Below are 19134 nucleotides of genomic sequence, written 5' to 3'. Positions count from 1 at the left end.
GAGTGTAGGAGCGGACACTGTGAATCGCCCAAACGGCGCCCGAGCGGCGGCTGGTCGCGGCATCCGCGCACCCCGGTCGCACGCCGCGGGCACCGACGCGGATGCGGCGATGCGGAGCTCGCGTGACATACTGAGGGAGCGTCGACACCGAGGTCGGCGTTTCCATTCACTACGGATCGTCCGGCACGTACCTGCCGGTGAAGGAGAACAGAACCATGGCGTCAGTCACGTTCGACAAGGCCACCCGCCTCTATCCCGGTGGCACCCGTCCCGCCGTCGACCAGCTCGACCTCGAGATCGAAGACGGGGAGTTCCTCGTCCTGGTCGGCCCCTCCGGCTGCGGCAAGTCCACGTCGCTCCGCATGCTCGCGGGCCTCGAAGAGGTCAACGACGGCAACATCTTCATCGGCGACCGGAACGTCACCGACGTGCCGCCGAAGGACCGTGACATCGCGATGGTGTTCCAGAACTACGCGCTGTACCCGCATATGACCGTGGCCGAGAACATGGGCTTCGCGCTCAAGATCGCCGGCATCGGCAAGGAGGAGCGGGCCGCGCGCGTCCTCGAGGCCGCCAAGCTGCTCGACCTCGAGCCGTACCTGAACCGCAAGCCGAAGGCGCTCTCGGGCGGCCAGCGTCAGCGCGTCGCCATGGGCCGCGCGATCGTGCGCCAGCCGCAGGTGTTCCTCATGGACGAGCCGCTGTCGAACCTCGACGCCAAGCTCCGCGTCCAGACGCGCACCCAGATCGCGTCGCTTCAGCGCCGCCTCGGCGTCACCACGGTCTACGTCACGCACGACCAGACCGAGGCCCTCACCATGGGCGACCGCATCGCCGTGCTGAAGGACGGCGTCCTCCAGCAGGTGGGCACGCCGCGCGAGCTGTACGAGCGGCCGAACAACGTCTTCGTCGCGGGCTTCATCGGCTCGCCGGCGATGAACCTGTTCCACGCCGACGTGGTCGAGGGCGGCATCAAGTTCGGCACCGCGACCATCGACGTCGAGCGCGAGGCGCTCGCGTCGGCGTCCGGCCCCGTCGTCACGGTCGGCGTCCGCCCCGAGGACATCGTCGTGTCGAACACGCAGGGCGAGGGCCTCGAGGTCGTCGTCGACCTCGTCGAGGAGCTCGGCGCCGACGGCTACCTCTACGGCCACTCGACCATCGAGGGCAAGCGCACCGACATCGTCGCGCGCGTCGACGGCCGCGTCCACCCGTTCGCGGGCGACACCGTCTACCTCATGCCGACCCCGAAGCACGTGCACGTGTTCGACGCCGAGTCGGGTGCGCGCCTGCTGCAGGCGCCGGTCGCGAGCTGACGCACCGCACCATGCGACCGCGATGCCGGTCGGGCTCCGGCCCGGCCGGCATCGTCGTTCCCGGGTACGCTTGGGCCTGATGAGCGGCACACTCTCGATCACGTCGGCGATGACCGACCCCGCCCTGCTCGACCTCCCGTGGGACCTCCCGCTCGAGGCGTGGCCGAGCGAGACCATCGCGGCGCTCCCGAAGGGCATCTCGCGACACCTGGTCCGCTTCGCGCACCTCAGCGGCCACGTCGTGGCCATCAAGGAGACCACGGCCGAGATGGCCAAGGGCGAGTACGAGATGCTGCGCACCCTGCAGCGGCTCGAGATCCCCTGCGTCGAGCCCGTCGCGGTCATCACGAACCGAACGGATGCCGACGGCGAGGAGCTCGCGCCGGTGCTCGTCACCCGGCACCTGCGCTTCTCGCTGCCGTACCGGGCGCTGTTCTCGCAGACCCTCCGCCCCGACACCGCGACCCGCCTCGTCGACGCGCTCGCGGTCCTCCTCGTGCGACTGCACATCGTCGGGTTCTTCTGGGGCGACGTGTCGCTGTCGAACACGCTGTTCCGTCGCGACGCCGGAGCGTTCGCCGCGTACCTCGTCGACGCCGAGACGGGCAAGCTCTACGAGGGCGGCCTGTCGAACGGCCAGCGTGAGAACGACCTCGAGATCGCGCGCGTGAACATCGCCGGTGAACTGCTCGACCTCGAGGCGGGCGGCCGCGTCGCCGACGAGCTCGATCCGGTCAACATCTCGAACGGCATCGTCGACGCCTACCGCAGCCTCTGGACCGAGCTGACCGGCTCCGAGTCGTTCGGGCTCGCCGAACGGTGGCGCATCAACGAACGCGTCAACCGCCTCAACGAGCTCGGGTTCGACATCGAGGAACTCGCCATCCGCACCGACGAGTCCGGCACGACGCTGCGCATCCAGCCGAAGGTCGTCGATGCGGGCCACCACCAGCGTCGGCTGCTCCGCCTCACGGGGCTCGACGCGGGCGAGAACCAGGCCCGGCGCCTGCTGAACGACCTCGACTCGTACCGTGCGGCATACAACAAGCAGGATCAGGACGAGGAGATGGTCGCGCACGAGTGGCAGATGCGCGTGTTCGAGCCCGTCGTCCGCGCCGTCCCGCAGGAGCTCCGCGGCAAGCTCGAGCCCGCCGAGGTGTTCCACGAGCTGCTCGAGCACCGGTGGTACATGGCGCAGCAGCAGGGTCACGACATCCCGCTGGCCGAGGCGCTCACCGCCTACATCAACGATGTGCTGCGGCACCGTCGCGACGAGGCCACGGTGATCGGTCCGCCGACCGAGGCGATCACGACCGCGCTGCCGGCCGTCGGCCCGGACACCGCCGAACTGGCCGTGCACGACCCCGACGACGAGGGCGACTGGCGCCTCAAGGTCTGAACGCCCCGGGGGTCGAGTAGGACGCGGCGAAGCCGCGCCGTACCGACACCCGGTGGTCAAGTAGGACGCGGCGAAGCCGCGCCTGCCCCCAGCCCCGGTGGTCGAGTAGGACGCGGCGAAGCCGCGCCCGTACCGAGACCGCGTGTGCACAGTCCCGGCGGCCGTGCGCCCGCCTGCGCCAGACTCGCCCACATGGCATACATGTACATGCTCCGGTGCGCCGACGGCACGACTTACGTGGGAAGCACGGTCGACCTCGAGCGCCGCATCGCCCAGCACCAGGCGGGGGAAGGTGCCGAGTACACGCGACGACGCCGTCCGGTGGAACTCATCCACGTCGAGGAGTACGCACGCGTCGATGACGCCTTCCGCCGCGAGAAGCAGGTCCAGAACTGGAGTCGGGCGAAGCGGCTCGCGCTCGCTCACGGGAATCACGAGACCCTGGCTTCGGCGAGCAGGAAGCGCTGGACCTAGGTCTCGATACGGGCGCTTCGCGTCCTACTCGACCACCGGGTCTCGATACGGGCGCTTCGCGTCCTACTCGACCACCGGGTCTCGATACGGGCGCTTCGCGTCCTACTCGACCACCGGGGGCTACTCGGCGCGCAGCTTCGCGATCTCGTAGAGCGTGACGGATGCCGCGATGCCGGCGTTCAGCGACTCGGTGGCCGCCGAGATCGGGATCGACACGATCGCGTCGCACGTCTCGGTGACCAATCGCGACAGCCCCTTGCCCTCGGACCCGACGACGACCACGATCGGCCGGTCGGCGAAGTCGAGGCCGGGCAGCGACACGTCGCCGTCCCCGTCGAGACCGAGCACGAACACGCCGCGCTCCTTCAGCGCCTTGAGCGTCTGCGTCAGGTTGGGCGCCATCGCCACGGGGACCCGGGCCGCCGCGCCGGCGGAGGTCTTCCATGCCGCGGCCGTCACGCCGACCGACCGGCGCTGCGGCACGATCACGCCCTGCCCGCCGAACGCGGCCGTCGAGCGGATGATGGCACCGAGGTTGCGCGGGTCGGTGACGCCGTCGAGCGCCACGAGCAGCGGCGTCTCGTCGTCGGCGAGCACCTCGTCGAGCAGGTCGATCGGGTGCGCGTACTCGTACGGCGGCACCTTCAGCGCGAGGCCCTGGTGCACCCCGCCCTCACCCGCGAGCCGGTCGAGCTCGGGCCGCATGACCTCGAGGATCGGGATGCCGCGATTGGTCGCGATCTTCACGGCCTCCTTCACGCGGTCGTCCATCTCGATGCGCGCGGCGACGTAGAGCGTGGTGGCGGGGATGCGGGTGCGCAGCGCCTCCACGACGGCGTTGCGGCCGGTCACGATCTCCGACTCGTCACCCGACTTCGACCGGCGGGCGGCACCCGACGCGCCACGAGGGGCGCCGGCGCGCTGCGGCGTGCGGCCGCCCGACTTCTCTGCCGCGCGCTCGGCTGCGGCCTTGCGCTTGTAGGCCTTGTGGTACGGCCGGTCCTCGGCCTTCGGGGTCGGGCCCTTGCCTTCGAGCGCCTTGCGGCTGTGGCCGCCGGTCCCGACCTTCTGGCCCTTGCCCTTCTTGCGCACGGCTCCCGCGCGAGGCTTTCCGCTGCTGCCCTTCATGAGGTGAGGCTCCAATGCGTTCCGGTCTGGCTGTCTTCGATGGTGATGCCGGCGCCCGCGAGTTCGGCGCGGATGCGGTCGGCGGTGGCCCAGTCCTTCGCGTCGCGCGCCGCGCGACGGTCATCGATGAGCCGGGTGACGAGGGCGTCGAGCGCGGATGCCGCAGGTCCGGCATCCGTCGCCCAGGCCGGGTCGGCCGGGTCGATGCCGAGCACGCGCACCATGGCGTGCACCTGCCCGCGACGCTCGGCGGCGACCGGAAGGTCCTCGTCGTCGAGGGCCTGGTTGCCGGCCCGGACGGTCTCGTGCAGCACGGCGAGCGACTGCGGCACGCCGAGGTCGTCGTCCATGGCCTCGGCGAAGGCGGCCGGCCACGTGGCATCCGTGCCGGTCTCGGCGTGGCGCGTGCCGGCGAGCCGGCGGTCGACGCGGGCGAGGAAGGTGCGGATGCGGTCGACGGCGGCCTCGGCCTCGGCGAGGGCCTCGGGCGAGTAGTCGAGGGTCGATCGGTAGTGCGCCTGGCCGAGGTAGTACCGCACGGCGAGCGGGGAGGCGAGCTCGAGCAGTTCGTCGGCGTAGACGGAGTTGCCGAGCGACTTCGACATCTTCTGGCCGCCGACGTTCACGAGGCCGTTGTGCACCCAGTACCGGGCGAAGCGCTGGCCGTCGGCGCCGGACTGCGCGAGTTCGTTCTCGTGGTGCGGGAACCGCAGGTCGAGCCCGCCGCCGTGGATGTCGAACTCGGTGCCGAGGTAGCGCGCCGCCATCGCCGAGCACTCGATGTGCCAGCCCGGGCGCCCGTGTCCCCACGGCGCGTCCCATCCGGCCGAGGCGGGCTCGGTGTCCTTCCGCCCCTTCCAGAGCGCGAAGTCGCGCGGGTCGCGCTTGCCGCGCGGGTCGGCGTCGGCCGCCGCCTCCATGTGGTCGCGGGACTGCCTGGTGAGCTCGCCGTAGGCCGGCCACGTGGCCGTGTCGAAGTACACGTCGCCCGACCCGTCGGCCGCGACGTAGGCGTGCCCCGCCTCGATGAGGCGCGCGATGAGCTCCTGCATCTGCTGCACGCTCGCAGTCGCGCGCGGCTCGTACGTGGGCGGGAGGATGCCGAGCGCGTTGTAGGCGGCGGTGAACTCGAGCTCGACGCGGTAGGCGAGCGACCACCACTGGTCGCCGATGCCCTCGTCGGCCGCGGCGTTCAGGATCTTGTCGTCGATGTCGGTGACGTTGCGGATGAAGGTGACCCGGTCGCCCCGCGCCGTGAACCACCGGCGCATGAGGTCGTAGACGAGCGCGCTCCGCAGGTGACCGATGTGCGGGCTCGACTGCACGGTCGGACCGCAGACGTACATGCCGACGTGTCCCTCGGTGAGGGGCACGAAGTCACGCAGGGTCTGGGCCTTCGAGTCGTAGAGTCGCACGGTCACCCCGCAAGCCTACCGGCGGGCCCGCTGCGAGACCGATGCGACGGATGCCGCGGCTCAGGCGGGCACGACAAGCGCCGTGGCGATCGCGGCCACGCCCTCGCCGCGTCCGGTGAAGCCGAGGCCGTCGGTCGTGGTCGCGGCGACGCTCACGGGTGCGCCGAGAATGCCGGACAAGAGCGCCTCCGCCTCCGCGCGGCGGGGCGAGAGCTTGGGTCGGTTGCCGACGACCTGCACCGACACGTTGCCGACCCGGAAGCCGGCGTCGGCCAGGCGCCGAACGGTCTCGGCGAGGAACACCTCGCCGTGCGCGCCCGAGAAGCGCGGGTCGGCCGTGCCGAACATGCCGCCGATGTCGCCGAGGCCGGCGGCGGCCAGCAGCGCATCGCAGACGGCGTGCGCGACGGCGTCGCCGTCCGAGTGACCGGAGAGCCCTCGCTCCCCCGGCCACTCGAGGCCGGCGAGCCACAGCGGCGTGTCGGCATCGTCGGCGAACGCGTGCACGTCGATGCCCGTCCCGACGCGGGGCAGCGAGACGGATGCCGCGGGGTCGGCGGCCGCGGCGGGTGCGACGTCGGCGGCGGCATCCGCTCTGGCGCGCTCGGCCACGAGCTGCTCGGCCCGGTGCAGGTCGGCCGGGACCGTGATCTTGAAGGCCCGCGCATCACCCGGGACGATGTCGATCGGCATGCCGACGGACTCGACGAGGGCCGCGTCGTCGGTGTGCTCGCCGTGCGCCCGCGAGTAGGCGTGCTCGAGCGCCGACCGCGGGAATCCCTGCGGCGTCTGCATGGCGGCGAGCTCCGATCGGTCGACGGTCGCGACGACCCGGCCCCGCGCGTCCACCCGCTTGATGGTGTCGATCACCGGCAGGCCGGGCACGACGCCGTGGCCCCGCGCCCGGACGGCCGCGGCGACCTCGTCGAACACGATCGACGGCGTGAGCGGCCGCGCCGCGTCGTGCACGAGCACGGTCTCGATGACGTGCGGCAGCGCGGCGATGCCGCGCGAGACCGACTCCTGGCGGGTCTCGCCGCCGGCAACGACGTCGAAGGCGACGGATGCCGCTCCGGCCCGGGCCGTGACGATGGCCCGCGCCTCCTCGACGCGCTCGGCGGGCGCGACGACGACCAGGTACGGGGCGTCGCTCATGCCGAGCACGGCATCCAACGCGACACCGAGGACCGTGTCGTCGCCGAGCGGGACGAACGCCTTCGGCTCGGGGCGACCCAGGCGCGTGCCGCTGCCCGCGGCGACGACGATGACGGCGACGGTCGAATCGTTCACGCGTCGAGCGTATCGCCGCCCGGACGACGATCGCCGCCCTGCGCTGGTGCGCGGGCGGCGATCGTACGGGAGCCGGGCTCGGGCTAGGAGGCGAGGACCTCGTCGAGGACGGTCGACGCCTGCTCCTCGTCGGTCTTCTCGGCCAGCGCGAGCTCCGAGATCAGGATCTGTCGAGCCTTCGCCAGCATCCGCTTCTCGCCCGCGGACAGGCCGCGGTCCTGGTCGCGGCGCCACAGGTCGCGCACGACTTCGGAGACCTTGATCACGTCGCCGGAGGCGAGCTTCTCGAGGTTCGCCTTGTAGCGGCGCGACCAGTTGGTCGGCTCTTCGGTGAAGGGCGCTCGAAGCACCTCGAAGACCTTGTCGAGGCCTTCCTTGCCGATCACGTCACGAACGCCGACCAGGTCGACGTTCTCGGCGGGAACCTCGATGACGAGGTCGCCCTGCGTGACGTTCAGCTTGAGGTAGAGCTTCTCTTCGCCCTTGATGATGCGTTTCTTGACTTCGACGATCGTCGCGGCTCCGTGGTGCGGGTAGACAACGGTCTCGCCAACCTCAAACAGCATGAATAGACGTCCTTTCGGCAACTTTCAGGATATCACACCGAGGTAGTGCTAGGGTTCCGCCTCCACGCCCGAAGCCCCCTGCGCCCGTAGGCTAGACTCATCGAAGTCCCCTGCGCGCGGTTGCCTGCATCCGCGCGCACGCATGTCTCGTTGGAGGTTCTGTGAAGGCGCGTCTCGCGGCATCCGCTGCCCTGGCTCTCGGCATCGCCATCGGCGGAACCGGCTGCGGCATGATCACCTACCAGGCGACCACGGAGCGGTACGACCCCAGCGACGGCGTCTCGGCCGAGGTCGGTTCGCTCGCGGTGCGCAACATCCTCATCATCAGCGAGGACGGCGACGAGGGCAGCATGATCCTCTCCGTCTCGAACTCCGGCTCGGAGGACGCGACGCTCGAGCTCCAGGTCGGCAGCGAGACCGTCGAGGTCGACGTCGACGCCGGCCAGACCGTCGCCCCCGGCGCCGGCGACGAGGAGCCCCTGCTCATCGAGGGCCTCGACGCCGAGGTCGGCGGGCTCGTCCCCGTGTTCGTCACCACCGACGGCGCCGAGGGCCGCGAGATCTCCGTGCCCGTCCTCGACGGCCGCCTCCCCGAGTACGCCGACCTGGTGCCGTAACCCGGCCCACCACGACCGATCGAGCGGATGCCGCAGCCTGAGCGCGCGGCATCCGCTTCGTCGTCTCAGGCCTCGAACCGGTAGCCCAGACCCCGGACGGTGACCAGCTGCACCGGCTCCGAGGGCGTGACCTCGATCTTCGAGCGGATGCGCTTGATGTGCACGTCGAGCGTCTTGGTGTCGCCGAAGTAGTCGCTTCCCCAGACGCGGTCGATGAGCTGGCCGCGCGTGAGCACGCGACCGGCGTTGCGCATGAGCAGCTCGAGCAGCTCGAACTCCTTCAGCGGCATCGCCACCGTCTCGCCGTCGACCTCGACGGTGTGGCGGTCCACATCCATCCGGACGCGGCCGCCCGTGATGATCGCGTCGTCGAGGTCCTCCGGCTCGATCCGTCGACGCAGCACCGCCCGGATGCGGGCGAGCAGCTCGCGGGTCGAGTACGGCTTCGTGACGTAGTCGTCGGCGCCCAGCTCGAGGCCGACGACGATGTCGACCTCGGAGTCCTTCGCGGTCAGCATGATGATGGGCACCTGCGAGCGCTGGCGGATCTCGCGGCACACCTCGGTCCCGGGCAGCCCGGGCAGCATGAGGTCGAGCAGCACCAGGTCGGCTCCCGCGCGGTCGAAGGCCGCGACGGCCGCGGGACCGTCGGCGGCGACCTCCACCTCGTAGCCCTCGCGCTCGAGCAGGAAGCTCAACGGTTCGCTCAGCGCGATCTCGTCCTCGACGAGCAGGATGCGGGTCACGTGCGGTCTCCTCGGGAAGGGGCTGCGGCCGGCAGGGCCGCGGCGATGCGATCGGGGGTCTCGGACGATTCGCCGCGCCCCGCGCCGGCGGGTGCGGAGCCGTCGCCCTGACCGTCGACGACGGTCTCGGCGGCGGTGTCCTCGGGCTCGGGCGGGGATACGGGCGGCTCGGCGAGCGGCAGTCGGATGGTGAAGGTCGAGCCGCGCCCCGGCTGCGACCACACTCGGACGTCGCCGCCGTGGTTCTGCACCGTGTGCTTGACGATGCTGAGGCCGAGGCCCGACCCGCCCGTGTTGCGGGAGCGGGCCTGGTCGACCCGGTAGAACCGCTCGAACACGCGGTCCTGGTCCTCGGGGGCGATGCCGATGCCCTGATCGGCCACGGCGATCTCCACCGCATCGTCGTCGACGGTGACGCCGACGCCCACGCGCCCGCCCTCGCTCGAGTACGCGAGCGCGTTCGCGATGAGGTTGTGCACCGCGACGACCATGAGCGCCTCGTCGCCGTAGACCTTCGCCTTCGACTTCGCGCGGAGCCGGACCTCGATGCCCTTGGCCGCGGCGACGACCCGGTTCTGGTCGACGGCGGCGGCGACGATGCGGTCGACGTCGAGCAGCTCGTCGCGGCGCAGGGCATCGCGGGCCTGCAGGCGGGACAGCTCGATCACCTCGCTCGTGATGTGCCCGAGGCGCGTCGACTCGACCGCGAGGCGATCGGCGAAGCGCCGCACCCGTTCCGGCTCGTCGGCGGCCTGGTCGAGCGCCTCGGCGAGCAGGCTCACCGAGGCGATCGGGGTCTTGAGCTCGTGGCTGATGTTCGCGATGAAGTCGCGACGCACCTCGTCGAGTCGTCGGGCCTCGGTCCGGTCGTCGGCGAGGAGCAGGACGAAGCGCGTGCCGAGCCGGGCGACCCTGACGTCGACCTGCATGGTGGCATCGCTGAACGGACCGCGCGCGAGCACGAGCTCGGTCGCCACGGGCTCGCCGGTGCGGCGGACGGCGGCGACGAGGTCGATGAGCTCCTGGTGGGCGAGCATCTGGTTGCGCACCAGGCCCATCGCGAGCGCGCCCGGCGAGGCGCGGAGCACGTTGTTCGACGGGTCGAGCACGACGCCCGCCGACTCGAGCACATCGAGCACCTGGTCGACGCCGTCGGGGATGGTGGGCGCGACGACGCGCGCAGCGCTCTGCCCACGCCGTTCGGCGATGTGCAGCACGACGGTGAAGCCGGCCCCGATGAGCACGCCGAACGCGAGCGCGGCGAGCACGGACCAGGTGGAGTCCATGGGACCAACGATAACCACCGCCCGGGCCCGTCACGTCCGGGATGCCGGTGGACGAGGGTAGGTTAGGGAGTGTTCAGGAACGCGGCACCTGCCGTTCACCTGCACCGGGGAGGATGTCGCGGGTCGGCCGGCTGCCGGCTGCTCGCGCGTGCCCGACGCGCGAGCCGAAACCGAAGGGGTCGAATTACATGCGTGAGGTGTTCCAGCAGGAACTGCGAGAGGTCCAGGACGGCCTGGTCGAGATCGCGACGCTCGTCGCCGAGGCCATCGAGAAGGCCACGCGCGCCTTCAACGAGTCGAACGTGAGCCTCGCCGAGGAGGTCATCGCCGACGACCACCTCATCGACCAGCGAGCCCAGGCGCTCGACGAGCTCGCCATCACGATCCTCGCCCGCCAGCAGCCCGTCGCGCGCGACCTCCGCATCGTCGTGAGCGCGCTGCGCATCTCTGCGTCGCTCGAGCGCATGGGCGACATGGCGACGCACATCTCGCAGCTCGCGCGCTACCGCTTCCCCGACAAGGTCGTGCCGAAGAGCCTGCGCCCCACGTTCGCCGAGATGGGCACGCTCGACGTCGAGATCGCGCGGCGACTCGTCGAGCTGCTCCGCAACGAGGACGTCCGCCTCGCCGAGGAGATCCGCAACGAGGACGACAAGGTCGACGCCCTCCACCTCTCGGTGTTCGACAAGGTCCTCGGCGAGACCTGGAAGGGCGAGGCGGTCGACACGGTCGACGCGACGCTCGCCAGCCGGTACCACGAGCGGTTCGCCGACCACGCGGTGTCCATCGCCAAGAAGGTCCAGTACCTCGCCACGGGCGACTGGGTGCCGGACCCCGTCTGACCACCACGCGCCGCGAGGCGCGACGGCGAAGGGCCGAGCGGATGCGACATCCGCTCGGCCCTTCGCTCGTCTCGGGGCGTCGACCCTACTTCTTGCCCTGCGCGGCCACCGCCGCGGCGCCGGCCGCCGCCGCCTCGGGGTCGAGGTACTCGGCGGGCTTGGTCGGCATGAAGTCGTCGCCGAGCTCGTAGACCAGCGGGATGCCCGTGGGGATGTTCAGCTCGGCGATGTCGGCGTCGGAGATGCCGTCGAGGTGCTTCACGAGCGCGCGCAGCGAGTTGCCGTGCGCGGTCACGAGGACCGTCTTGCCGTCCTTCAGGTCGGGGATGATGTCGGTCTCCCAGTACGGGAGCATGCGCGCGATGACGTCCTTCAGGCACTCGGTGCGCGGCATCTCGTCGTCGGAGAGGTTCGCGTAGCGGGGGTCGCCGACCTGCGACCACTCGCCGTCGTCGTCGATGGGCGGCGGCGGGGTGTCGAACGAACGACGCCACAGCATGAACTGGTCCTGGCCGTACTTCTCGAGGGTCTCGGCCTTGTCGAGGCCCTGCAGCGCACCGTAGTGGCGCTCGTTGAGGCGCCACGACCGGCGGACGTCGATCCAGAGCCGGTCGGCCTCCTCGAGGGCGAGGTTCGCGGTCTGGATGGCGCGCGTGAGCACCGAGGTGTGCAGCACGTCGGGCAGCACGCCCTTCTCGACGAGCAGCTCGCCGGCGCGGCGCGCCTCGGCGCTGCCGAGTTCGCTGAGCCGCACGTCGACCCAGCCGGTGAACAGGTTCTTCTGGTTCCAGTCGCTCTGGCCGTGGCGCAGCAGCACGAGGGTGTAGACCATGCGCCCCAGCCTACCGGCGCGGCATGGCGCCCCCCATTCCCGCGGTCGCCGCGTGACGGATGCCGCGCAGCGGAGCCGTGCGCCCGGCGCGCGCCTGCGAGACTGGGAGCATGCCGGTCGGATCCATCACGCGGGGGACGACGAACACGAACCGCCTCCGCCGCGTCGACCGGTGGATCGCCGACCAGCCGGAGTTCCGCCGCGCGGCCGATCCGCTCGTCGTCGACCTGGGCTTCGGCGCGAGCGGCGTCACCGCCTTCGAGCTCGCGACGCGGCTGCGACGCACGCGCCCCGACGTGCGCGTGCTCGGCCTCGAGATCGACCCCGGGCGCGTGCGCACCGCCGAGGCGCAGCTCGCCGACGTGCGGGCGGGTCGTACCCACTTCGCCGCGGACCTCCCGGCCTCCTTCGGGCTCGGCGGCTTCGAGGTGCCCGTGCCCGGCGGCGGCTCCCCCGCCGTGATCCGAGCGTTCAACGTGCTGCGCCAGTACGACGAGTCCGACGTCACCGGCGCCTGGGCGCGCATGCGCGAACGGCTCGCGCCCGGCGGGCTGCTCGTCGAGGGCACCTGCGACGAACTCGGTCGCATCGCGGCGTGGGCGGGGGTGACGGATGCCGGCCCGCGCACCTTCACGATCAGCCTGCGCCTGCGCGACCTCGACGCGCCGTCCGTGGTCGCCGAGCGCCTGCCCAAGGCGCTCATCCACCGGAACGTGCCCGGCGAACGCGTGCACGACCTCCTCGTCGCGCTCGACCGCGGATGGCGGGTCCACGCGCCGCTGTCCGTCTACGGCCCCTCGCAGCGGTGGATCGCGGTGGCGCGCGGACTCCGCGACGAGGGGTGGCCCGTGCTCGGCGGGGTGCGCCGCTGGCGACTCGGCGAGCTCACGCTCGCGTGGGACGCGGTCGCGCCGGGCGCGGCGGCATCCGCTCGCTGAACGGCGGCACGTCGGGTGTCGGCAGCTTCGGGTGCCGGCTCAGGGGCGGACGCCGAGCCGCGGCAGGCGGGGCACGTCGACCGCGGCCCCCGCGCCGGCCGGGACGATCTCGACCTGCGCGGCCGCCACGTCGATGCCATGGCTCTCGACGATGAGCTCGAGCTGCGGGGGCACCGCACGCTTGACCACCGCGAGGGCGATCGGACCGAGTTCGTGGTGCATGGCGGCCGAGGTGATGTGGCCGACGACCCGGCGCTCGGGCTCCTCACCGGGCGCGGGCTCGGGCCGGACCTTGACGCCGACGACCTCGTCGCCGGCCTTCGGCAGGACGGTGTCGCTGCCGTCGAGGTGCAGCATCACGAGTCGACGCGGCGGGCGGCCGAGGTTCACGACCTTCGCCACGGTCTCCTGGCCGCGGTAGCAGCCCTTGTGCAGGTCGACCGCGCTGCGGAGCCAGTCGAGCTCGTGCGGCAGGGTCTTCTCGTCGACCTCGGTCGCGAACCGGGGACGCCACGCGGCGACGCGCAGCGCCTCGAGCGCGAGCACCCCGGCCGGTTCGGCGGTCCCCGACCGGACGGCCGCGGCGAGGCCCGCGAGCGACGCGCGCGGCACGATCACCTCGACGTACCGCCAGAACGCGCCGGGATGCGCCGGGTCGACGCTGTAGCGGTGCCCGCCCGGGAGCTCGAGGCGCCAGGGATCGGTCCAGCGCAGCGCGCCGTCGGGCAGGTCGAGCGGGAACCCGTCGCCCTCGGGCATCGCACCGACGACCGCGACCTCGGCGGAGACGTCGGCGACCTCGACGCGGAGCATGAAGCGCATGCGGTCGAGCCACGACGCCAGCGCGGGCGCGTCGTCGCGCTCGGCGACGAGCCAGGTTCGCTCGCCGTCGTCGACGACGTGCACGGCGTGCTCGACGTGGCCGGCGGCGTCGAGGAAGAGCGCCTCGGCCGATTCGCCCGGGCGGAGGTGGTCGAGCCGCTGGCTCGCCATCGAGTTCAGCCAGGAGAGACGGTCGGGGCCGGTGACGGTCACGACGCCGCGGTGCGAGAGATCGACGACCGCTCGCCCCTGCTCGAGTCGGCGCTGCTCGACCATGGGATTGCCGTAGTGACCCGCGACGCCCTCATCCACGCCCTCGGCGGGCACGGCACCGGGAAGCGCGAGGAACGGGGAGCCGGTCATCAGTCGACCTTCGCCAGCCGCGCCGAGGCGTGCGTACGGAGGTCCTGCCCGAGGGCGGCGATGTCCCAGGCCCAGAGCAGGTGGTTCTCGACGAGGCCGTACAGGCGGGTGGCGGCCGCGTACTCCTTCGCGCCGGCGGCGCGCATCACCGCGTCGGTCGCGAGGTCGATGCGCGGGCCCTTGACCTGCCCGAGGTACAGCTCGCTGACCCCGCCGGGATGCACGACCGAGACCTCGAGGTCGAATCCGCCGGCGGCGTTGCGCAGCGTCTCGACGGCCTCGGCGTCGGGGAACCGGGAGGGTCCGGTCGCGGGCAGGAGCGCGGGGCCGGGGTCGCCCTCGCCGAGCGGCCGGGCGAGCCGCCAGTATCCGGTCTCCGCGGCGATCGGCGTGGGCTCCGCACCCTCGTCACCCGGGAAGAGCCACGTGGACGAGGTGTAGTTGAGGTACGGCAGGCCGTCGTGGCTGAAGCTCACGCGCTGCCCGAACTCGTGCGTGACCGACTCGTCGCCGACCTTGTAGTCGATGACGCCGGAACCCTCCCACACCCCGATGAGCCAGGAGAGCGGAACGAGCTCCGGGGGGAGGTCGACCGGGAGTTCGATCACGGCCTAGCGCTGCCCCTTGAAGAGCCGGAAGACGACCACGCCGCTCACCCAGGCGATGGCGAGGCTCGCGAGCCCGAGCAGGCCGATGAAGAAGAGTTCGAGGGCGAGCAGCGAATCCATGCAGCGAGTCTACCCGCTGCTCAGAGCACGACCGGCAGCAGCGCGAGCGCGGCCACGGCGACGACCACCACGGCGCCCGCGATCGAGGCGCTCACCCGTCCGACGAATCCGTGCGGCTCCCGCGAGGCGAGCTGCAGGGCCATCGACGCGATGACGGATGCCGCGAGCACCATGCCGAGCGCCACGTAGACCGCCCCCGGCGCATCGTCGCCGAACCACACGCGGCGTCCGGAGTACGCGGCGGCGACCACGAGCACCGAGCCCACCGCGGCGAGCGCCCACACGACGGGGATCGCCCACCGCCCCCATGCCGACGCCGACGCCGATGCCGGGGCCGGCGGTGCTGTGTGACCGTGTGCGTCGCCCATGCCGTCCCTCGTTCCGTGGCGCCCCTTCGGGCGTCCCGTAGTATTGACCGCACCTTACTACTGGAGGGTGTGCGTGGCGCAGCTGCTGATCCTGACGCCGGCAGCCAACGATGACGTTCTCCCGGCCCTGTCTCTCCTGACCCATCGGGTGCGCGTGATCCCCGCGTCGCCCGACCAGCTCGTGCGCGCACCCGAGTCCGATCTCGTCTTCCTCGACGCCCGCACGAACCTCGCGGGAGCCAAGGCGCTGGCGCAGATCCTCCGCACCACCGGGCTCTCGGTGCCGCTCGTGCTCGTGGTCACCGAGGGCGGCCTCACCGCGGTCACCCCGGACTGGGGCGTCGACGACGTGATCCTCGAGCACGCCGGCCCCGCCGAGATCGACGCGCGCATCCGCCTCGCCGTGGGCCGGGCGCAGGCATCCCAGCCGGCCGAACGCATCCAGACCTCCGGCGTCGTCATCGACGAGGCCAGCTACTCGGCGAAGGTGCACGGGCGCACCCTCGACCTCACCTACAAGGAGTTCGAGCTGCTCCGCTTCCTCGCGGCGCATCCGTCGCGCGTGTTCACGCGCGAGCAGCTGCTCAGCGAGGTGTGGGGCTACGACTACTTCGGCGGCACGCGCACGGTCGACGTGCACGTTCGGCGGCTGCGCGCGAAGCTCGGCGACCTCGACTCCCTCATCGGCACCGTGCGCAACGTGGGCTACCGCTTCAACGTGCACGAGGAGGACGAGCGCGACGCCGACGTCACCATCCGGTGACATCCGCTTCACCACCCGGTCGCACCCCGGTGGCATGATGTGGGGATGACGGCCGAGACCACCCTCGACGAAGACCGCACCTCGAGCGATTTCGACGACGACTTCGAGCCGCTCGACACGGATGGCGCCCCTGAGCTCGTCTCGGAGCGCTACCTCGACCGCGAGCTCAGCTGGTTGGCGTTCAACCAGCGCGTGCTCGAACTCGCCGAGGACCCGCGCCTGCCGGTGCTCGAACGGGCCAACTTCCTCGCCATCTTCGCGACGAACCTCGACGAGTTCTTCATGGTCCGCGTCGCCGGCCTCAAGCGCCGCATCAACACGGGACTCGCCGTGCCGACGAACGTGGGGCGCACCCCGCACGAGGTGCTGACCGACATCTCCCGCAAGGCGCACGAGCTGCAGCTGCGGCACGCCGCCGCGTACCAGGAGCTCGTCAAGCCCGCCCTGGCCGATGCCGGCATCCGCATCGTCTCGTGGGAGGACCTCGACGAGGCCGAGCACGCGCACCTCCACGAGTTCTTCAGCTCGCAGATCTTCCCGGTGCTCATGCCGCTCGCCGTCGACCCGGCCCACCCGTTCCCCTACATCTCGGGGCTCTCGCTCAACCTGTCGGTGCGCGTGCGCAACAGCCGGACGGGCCGGCTCGAGTTCGCCCGCGTGAAGGTGCCGCAGATGCTGCACCGGTTCGTGCGCGTCGACCCCGACGAGCCGGTCGAGGATGCGCGCTACATCGCCCTCGAGGACCTCATCTCGAACCACCTCGAGGACCTCTTCCCCGGGATGGAGATCCTCGACCACCACGTGTTCCGCGTCACCCGCAACGAGGACGTCGAGATCGAGGAGGACGAGACCGAGAACCTCATCAAGGCGCTCGAGAAGGAGCTCCTTCGCCGCCGGTTCGGTCCGCCCATCCGCCTCGAGATCTCGAACGACATGGACGACGTCACGCTCGGCCTGCTCGTCCGCGAGCTCGACGTGACCGAGCAGGAGGTGTACCGGCTCCCGGCACCGCTCGACCTCGGCGGCCTGTTCGACCTCGCACGCATCGACCGGCCGGAACTGCACTACCCCACGCACGTGCCCGCGACCAACGCGCAGCTGATGCGGTCCGAGCCGAACCTGCCCGCCGACGTCTTCGGCGCGGTCGCCCGCAAGGACATCCTCCTGCACCACCCGTACGAGTCCTTCGCGACGAGCGTGCAGGCCTTCCTCGAGCAGGCCGCCGCCGACCCCGACGTGCTCGCGATCAAGCAGACCCTGTACCGCACCTCGGGCGACAGCCCCATCGTCGAGGCGCTCATCGACGCCGCCGAGTCGGGCAAGCAGGTGCTCGCGCTCGTCGAGATCAAGGCCCGCTTCGACGAACAGGCGAACATCTCGTGGGCGCGCAAGCTCGAGAAGGCGGGCGTCCACGTCGTGTACGGCCTCGTCGGACTGAAGACGCACTGCAAGCTCGCGCTCGTCATCCGCCAGGAGAAGGGGCGGCTGGTCCACTACAGCCACATCGGCACCGGCAACTACAACCCGAAGACCAGCCGCATCTACGAGGACCTCGGCCTGCTCACCGCCGACGACCAGGTCGGCAAGGACCTCACGCGGCTGTTCAACGAGCTCTCCGGGTACGCCATCGAGAAGAAGTTCAAGCGTCTGCTCGTCGCGCCGCTGCACCTGCGGAAGGGTCTGCTCAAGCTCATCACGCAGGAGATCCGCAACGCCGAGGCCGGCCGGCCGAGCGGCATCCGCATCAAGGTCAACTCGATGGTCGACGAGGCGATCATCGACGGGCTGTACCGGGCGTCGAACGCGGGCGTGCCCGTCGAGATCTGGGTGCGCGGCATCTGCAGCCTGCGGCCCGGCATCCCCGGCCTCAGCGAGAACATCACGGTGCGCTCCATCCTCGGACGCTACCTCGAGCACTCGCGCATCTTCAGCTTCCACAACGACGGCGACCCCATCGTCTACATCGGCTCGGCCGACATGATGCACCGCAACCTCGACCGCCGCGTCGAGGCGCTGGTCCGCCTCACCGACCCCGACCACGTCGCCGACATCGGCGAGCTCTTCGACGAGGCCATGGACGACGGCACGAGCTCGTGGCACCTCGACGGCGACGGCATCTGGACCCGGCACTCCACCGACGACGAGGGCCGGCCCCTCGCCGACCTGCAGCACCTGCGCATCGAGCGCGTCGCGCAGCGCACGTCGCGCGTGGCCCGGAGCGCACGATCGGCGAAGCGACGATGAGCCCCGTCGCGACCGCCGTCTACGCAGCCGGCGCGGTGTGCTGGCGCGTCATCGACGGGCGCGTGCACGTGCTCGTCGTCCACCGCACCGTCTACGGCGACGTCACCATCCCGAAGGGGAAGGTCGACCCCGGCGAGACCCTCCCCCGCACCGCCGTCCGCGAGATCGCGGAGGAGACCGGACTGTCGGTGGCCCTCGGGGTGCCGCTCGGCGTCTCGCGGTACGCGCTGCCGAGCGGTCGCGAGAAGATCGTGCACTACTGGGCGGCCCGCGTCAGCGAGAAGGCCGTCCAGCGCTCCACGTTCCGCCCGAACGCCGAGATCGCCGCGCTCGAATGGGTGACCATCAAGCGCGCCCGCAGCTACCTCACCTACGAGCCCGACCGCGAGATCCTCGACAACTTCGCGAAGCTCGTCGACCAGGGCGTGACGTCGACGTTCGCGCTCATCGTGCTCCGGCACGGCAAGGCCCAGGCGCGCGGCTCATGGGACGGCCCCGACACGACGCGTCCGCTCGTCGAGCGCGGGGTGCGGCAGGCGGTCGCCCTCGCCGACACGCTGACCGCGTGGCGGCCGAAGAAGATCGTCTCGAGCCCGGCCGTGCGGTGCGTGACCACCGTGACCCCCCTCTCCGCGGCATCCGGCATCACGGTCAAGCGCGACGACGGCATCAGCCAGGACGCGTGGGAGGCCGGGCACGACGAGGTCCGGCGGGTCATCGGCAAGCGCGTGCGGGTCGGCAAGACCGCCGTCGTCTGCAGCCACGGGCCGGTCCTGCCGGAGATCATGCGGGAGATCGCCCTCGCGACGGGGACGCCGCTCGGCTCGTACGTGACGGATGCCGCGGGCATCGACGTCGGCGAGTTCAGCGTCGTCCACCTGTCGGCCACGAACCCCTCCTCGGGCATCATCGCCATCGAGACGCACGCCCCGAAGTCCTGAGCCTTCGGACGCGACCGACATGCAGCGGATGCGCAGCTTCCCCACCCGGTCTCGGC

At 71.4% G+C, this 19134-nt stretch carries 19 protein-coding genes; 9 read left to right on the top strand and 10 right to left on the bottom strand.

Annotated features, from left to right (window positions below; all coding sequences use genetic code 11):
- Positions 1-215 precede the first annotated feature (215 nt).
- From M1L56_RS10790 to M1L56_RS10780, 3 genes are all read left to right on the top strand, one after another.
- Positions 216-1316: an ABC transporter ATP-binding protein gene (locus M1L56_RS10790; protein WP_067948702.1), complete on the top strand. Its 1101-nt coding sequence runs from the start codon at positions 216-218 to the stop codon at positions 1314-1316.
- 79 nt (positions 1317-1395) lie between these two features.
- Positions 1396-2715 (top strand): DUF4032 domain-containing protein, encoded by a 1320-nt coding sequence (locus M1L56_RS10785; RefSeq protein ID WP_067948704.1) that lies wholly within the window; start codon positions 1396-1398, stop codon positions 2713-2715.
- A gap of 192 nt (positions 2716-2907) precedes the next feature.
- A complete protein-coding gene (locus M1L56_RS10780) occupies positions 2908-3189 on the top strand; it encodes a GIY-YIG nuclease family protein (RefSeq protein WP_248599232.1) in 282 nt (93 codons plus the stop codon).
- 120 nt (positions 3190-3309) lie between these two features.
- Here the strand turns inward: M1L56_RS10780 and rlmB are convergent, their stop codons facing one another.
- The 4 genes from rlmB to M1L56_RS10760 all read right to left on the bottom strand — a co-directional run bounded on the left by rlmB (position 3310) and on the right by M1L56_RS10760 (position 7588).
- Positions 3310-4317: a 23S rRNA (guanosine(2251)-2'-O)-methyltransferase RlmB gene (rlmB, locus tag M1L56_RS10775; RefSeq protein WP_067948708.1), complete on the bottom strand. Its 1008-nt coding sequence runs from the start codon at positions 4315-4317 to the stop codon at positions 3310-3312.
- Positions 4314-5738: a cysteine--tRNA ligase gene (gene cysS, locus M1L56_RS10770; RefSeq protein ID WP_248599231.1), complete on the bottom strand. Its 1425-nt coding sequence runs from the start codon at positions 5736-5738 to the stop codon at positions 4314-4316. Before cysS ends, rlmB begins: the two co-directional genes overlap by 4 nt.
- A gap of 54 nt (positions 5739-5792) precedes the next feature.
- Positions 5793-7022 (bottom strand): 2-C-methyl-D-erythritol 4-phosphate cytidylyltransferase, encoded by a 1230-nt coding sequence (gene ispD / locus M1L56_RS10765; protein WP_248599230.1) that lies wholly within the window; start codon positions 7020-7022, stop codon positions 5793-5795.
- An 83-nt stretch (positions 7023-7105) separates the two neighbouring features.
- Positions 7106-7588 carry a CarD family transcriptional regulator gene (locus tag M1L56_RS10760; RefSeq protein ID WP_067948714.1) on the bottom strand — a complete coding sequence of 161 codons (483 nt, stop codon included), beginning with the start codon at positions 7586-7588 and terminating at the stop codon, positions 7106-7108.
- A gap of 161 nt (positions 7589-7749) precedes the next feature.
- Between M1L56_RS10760 and M1L56_RS10755 the strand changes: the two genes are divergently transcribed.
- Positions 7750-8205 carry a hypothetical protein gene (locus M1L56_RS10755; RefSeq protein ID WP_067948716.1) on the top strand — a complete coding sequence of 152 codons (456 nt, stop codon included), beginning with the start codon at positions 7750-7752 and terminating at the stop codon, positions 8203-8205.
- A 65-nt stretch (positions 8206-8270) separates the two neighbouring features.
- On the opposite strand, the gene M1L56_RS10750 is transcribed toward M1L56_RS10755, so the two are convergent.
- Positions 8271-8951 (bottom strand): response regulator transcription factor, encoded by a 681-nt coding sequence (locus M1L56_RS10750; RefSeq protein ID WP_067948718.1) that lies wholly within the window; start codon positions 8949-8951, stop codon positions 8271-8273.
- Positions 8948-10237: a cell wall metabolism sensor histidine kinase WalK gene (locus M1L56_RS10745; RefSeq protein ID WP_248599229.1), complete on the bottom strand. Its 1290-nt coding sequence runs from the start codon at positions 10235-10237 to the stop codon at positions 8948-8950. Before M1L56_RS10745 ends, M1L56_RS10750 begins: the two co-directional genes overlap by 4 nt.
- 188 nt (positions 10238-10425) lie before the next feature.
- Here M1L56_RS10745 and phoU point away from each other — a divergent pair, with 188 nt between their 5' ends.
- Positions 10426-11079, top strand: a complete 654-nt coding sequence (gene phoU / locus M1L56_RS10740; RefSeq protein ID WP_067948720.1) for a phosphate signaling complex protein PhoU — start codon at positions 10426-10428, stop codon at positions 11077-11079.
- A gap of 85 nt (positions 11080-11164) precedes the next feature.
- Here the strand turns inward: phoU and M1L56_RS10735 are convergent, their stop codons facing one another.
- Entirely contained in the window at positions 11165-11911 is a 747-nt protein-coding gene (locus M1L56_RS10735; RefSeq protein WP_248599228.1) for a phosphoglyceromutase, read from the bottom strand.
- 110 nt (positions 11912-12021) lie between these two features.
- Between M1L56_RS10735 and M1L56_RS10730 the strand changes: the two genes are divergently transcribed.
- Positions 12022-12849, top strand: a complete 828-nt coding sequence (locus M1L56_RS10730) for a class I SAM-dependent methyltransferase (protein ID WP_248599227.1) — start codon at positions 12022-12024, stop codon at positions 12847-12849.
- A 39-nt stretch (positions 12850-12888) separates the two neighbouring features.
- On the opposite strand, the gene M1L56_RS10725 is transcribed toward M1L56_RS10730, so the two are convergent.
- From M1L56_RS10725 to M1L56_RS10715, 3 genes are all read right to left on the bottom strand, one after another.
- Positions 12889-14034: a folate-binding protein YgfZ gene (locus M1L56_RS10725; RefSeq protein WP_248599226.1), complete on the bottom strand. Its 1146-nt coding sequence runs from the start codon at positions 14032-14034 to the stop codon at positions 12889-12891.
- Positions 14034-14642, bottom strand: a complete 609-nt coding sequence (locus tag M1L56_RS10720; RefSeq protein WP_067948728.1) for an FABP family protein — start codon at positions 14640-14642, stop codon at positions 14034-14036. Before M1L56_RS10720 ends, M1L56_RS10725 begins: the two co-directional genes overlap by 1 nt.
- Before the next feature lie 140 nt (positions 14643-14782).
- Positions 14783-15130 carry a hypothetical protein gene (locus tag M1L56_RS10715; protein WP_248599225.1) on the bottom strand — a complete coding sequence of 116 codons (348 nt, stop codon included), beginning with the start codon at positions 15128-15130 and terminating at the stop codon, positions 14783-14785.
- A 73-nt stretch (positions 15131-15203) separates the two neighbouring features.
- Here M1L56_RS10715 and M1L56_RS10710 point away from each other — a divergent pair, with 73 nt between their 5' ends.
- Genes M1L56_RS10710 through M1L56_RS10700 form a run of 3 tightly spaced genes read left to right on the top strand, consistent with a single transcriptional unit; the run spans position 15204 to position 19078 of the window.
- Complete coding sequence (locus tag M1L56_RS10710) at positions 15204-15893, top strand: response regulator transcription factor (protein ID WP_067948732.1); 690 nt, start codon at positions 15204-15206, stop codon at positions 15891-15893.
- Between the two features lie 45 nt (positions 15894-15938).
- The gene (locus tag M1L56_RS10705; RefSeq protein ID WP_248599224.1) at positions 15939-18137 is read left to right on the top strand and encodes an RNA degradosome polyphosphate kinase; all 2199 of its coding nucleotides are present in this window, start codon (positions 15939-15941) and stop codon (positions 18135-18137) included.
- Positions 18134-19078: an NUDIX hydrolase gene (locus M1L56_RS10700; protein WP_067948736.1), complete on the top strand. Its 945-nt coding sequence runs from the start codon at positions 18134-18136 to the stop codon at positions 19076-19078. Before M1L56_RS10705 ends, M1L56_RS10700 begins: the two co-directional genes overlap by 4 nt.
- The last annotated feature ends 56 nt before the right edge of the window (positions 19079-19134 follow it).

Source organism: Agromyces sp. C10 (genome assembly GCF_023217995.1).
Lineage (GTDB): Bacteria > Actinomycetota > Actinomycetes > Actinomycetales > Microbacteriaceae > Agromyces > Agromyces indicus.
This window is presented reverse-complemented; position numbering and strand designations above follow the sequence as displayed.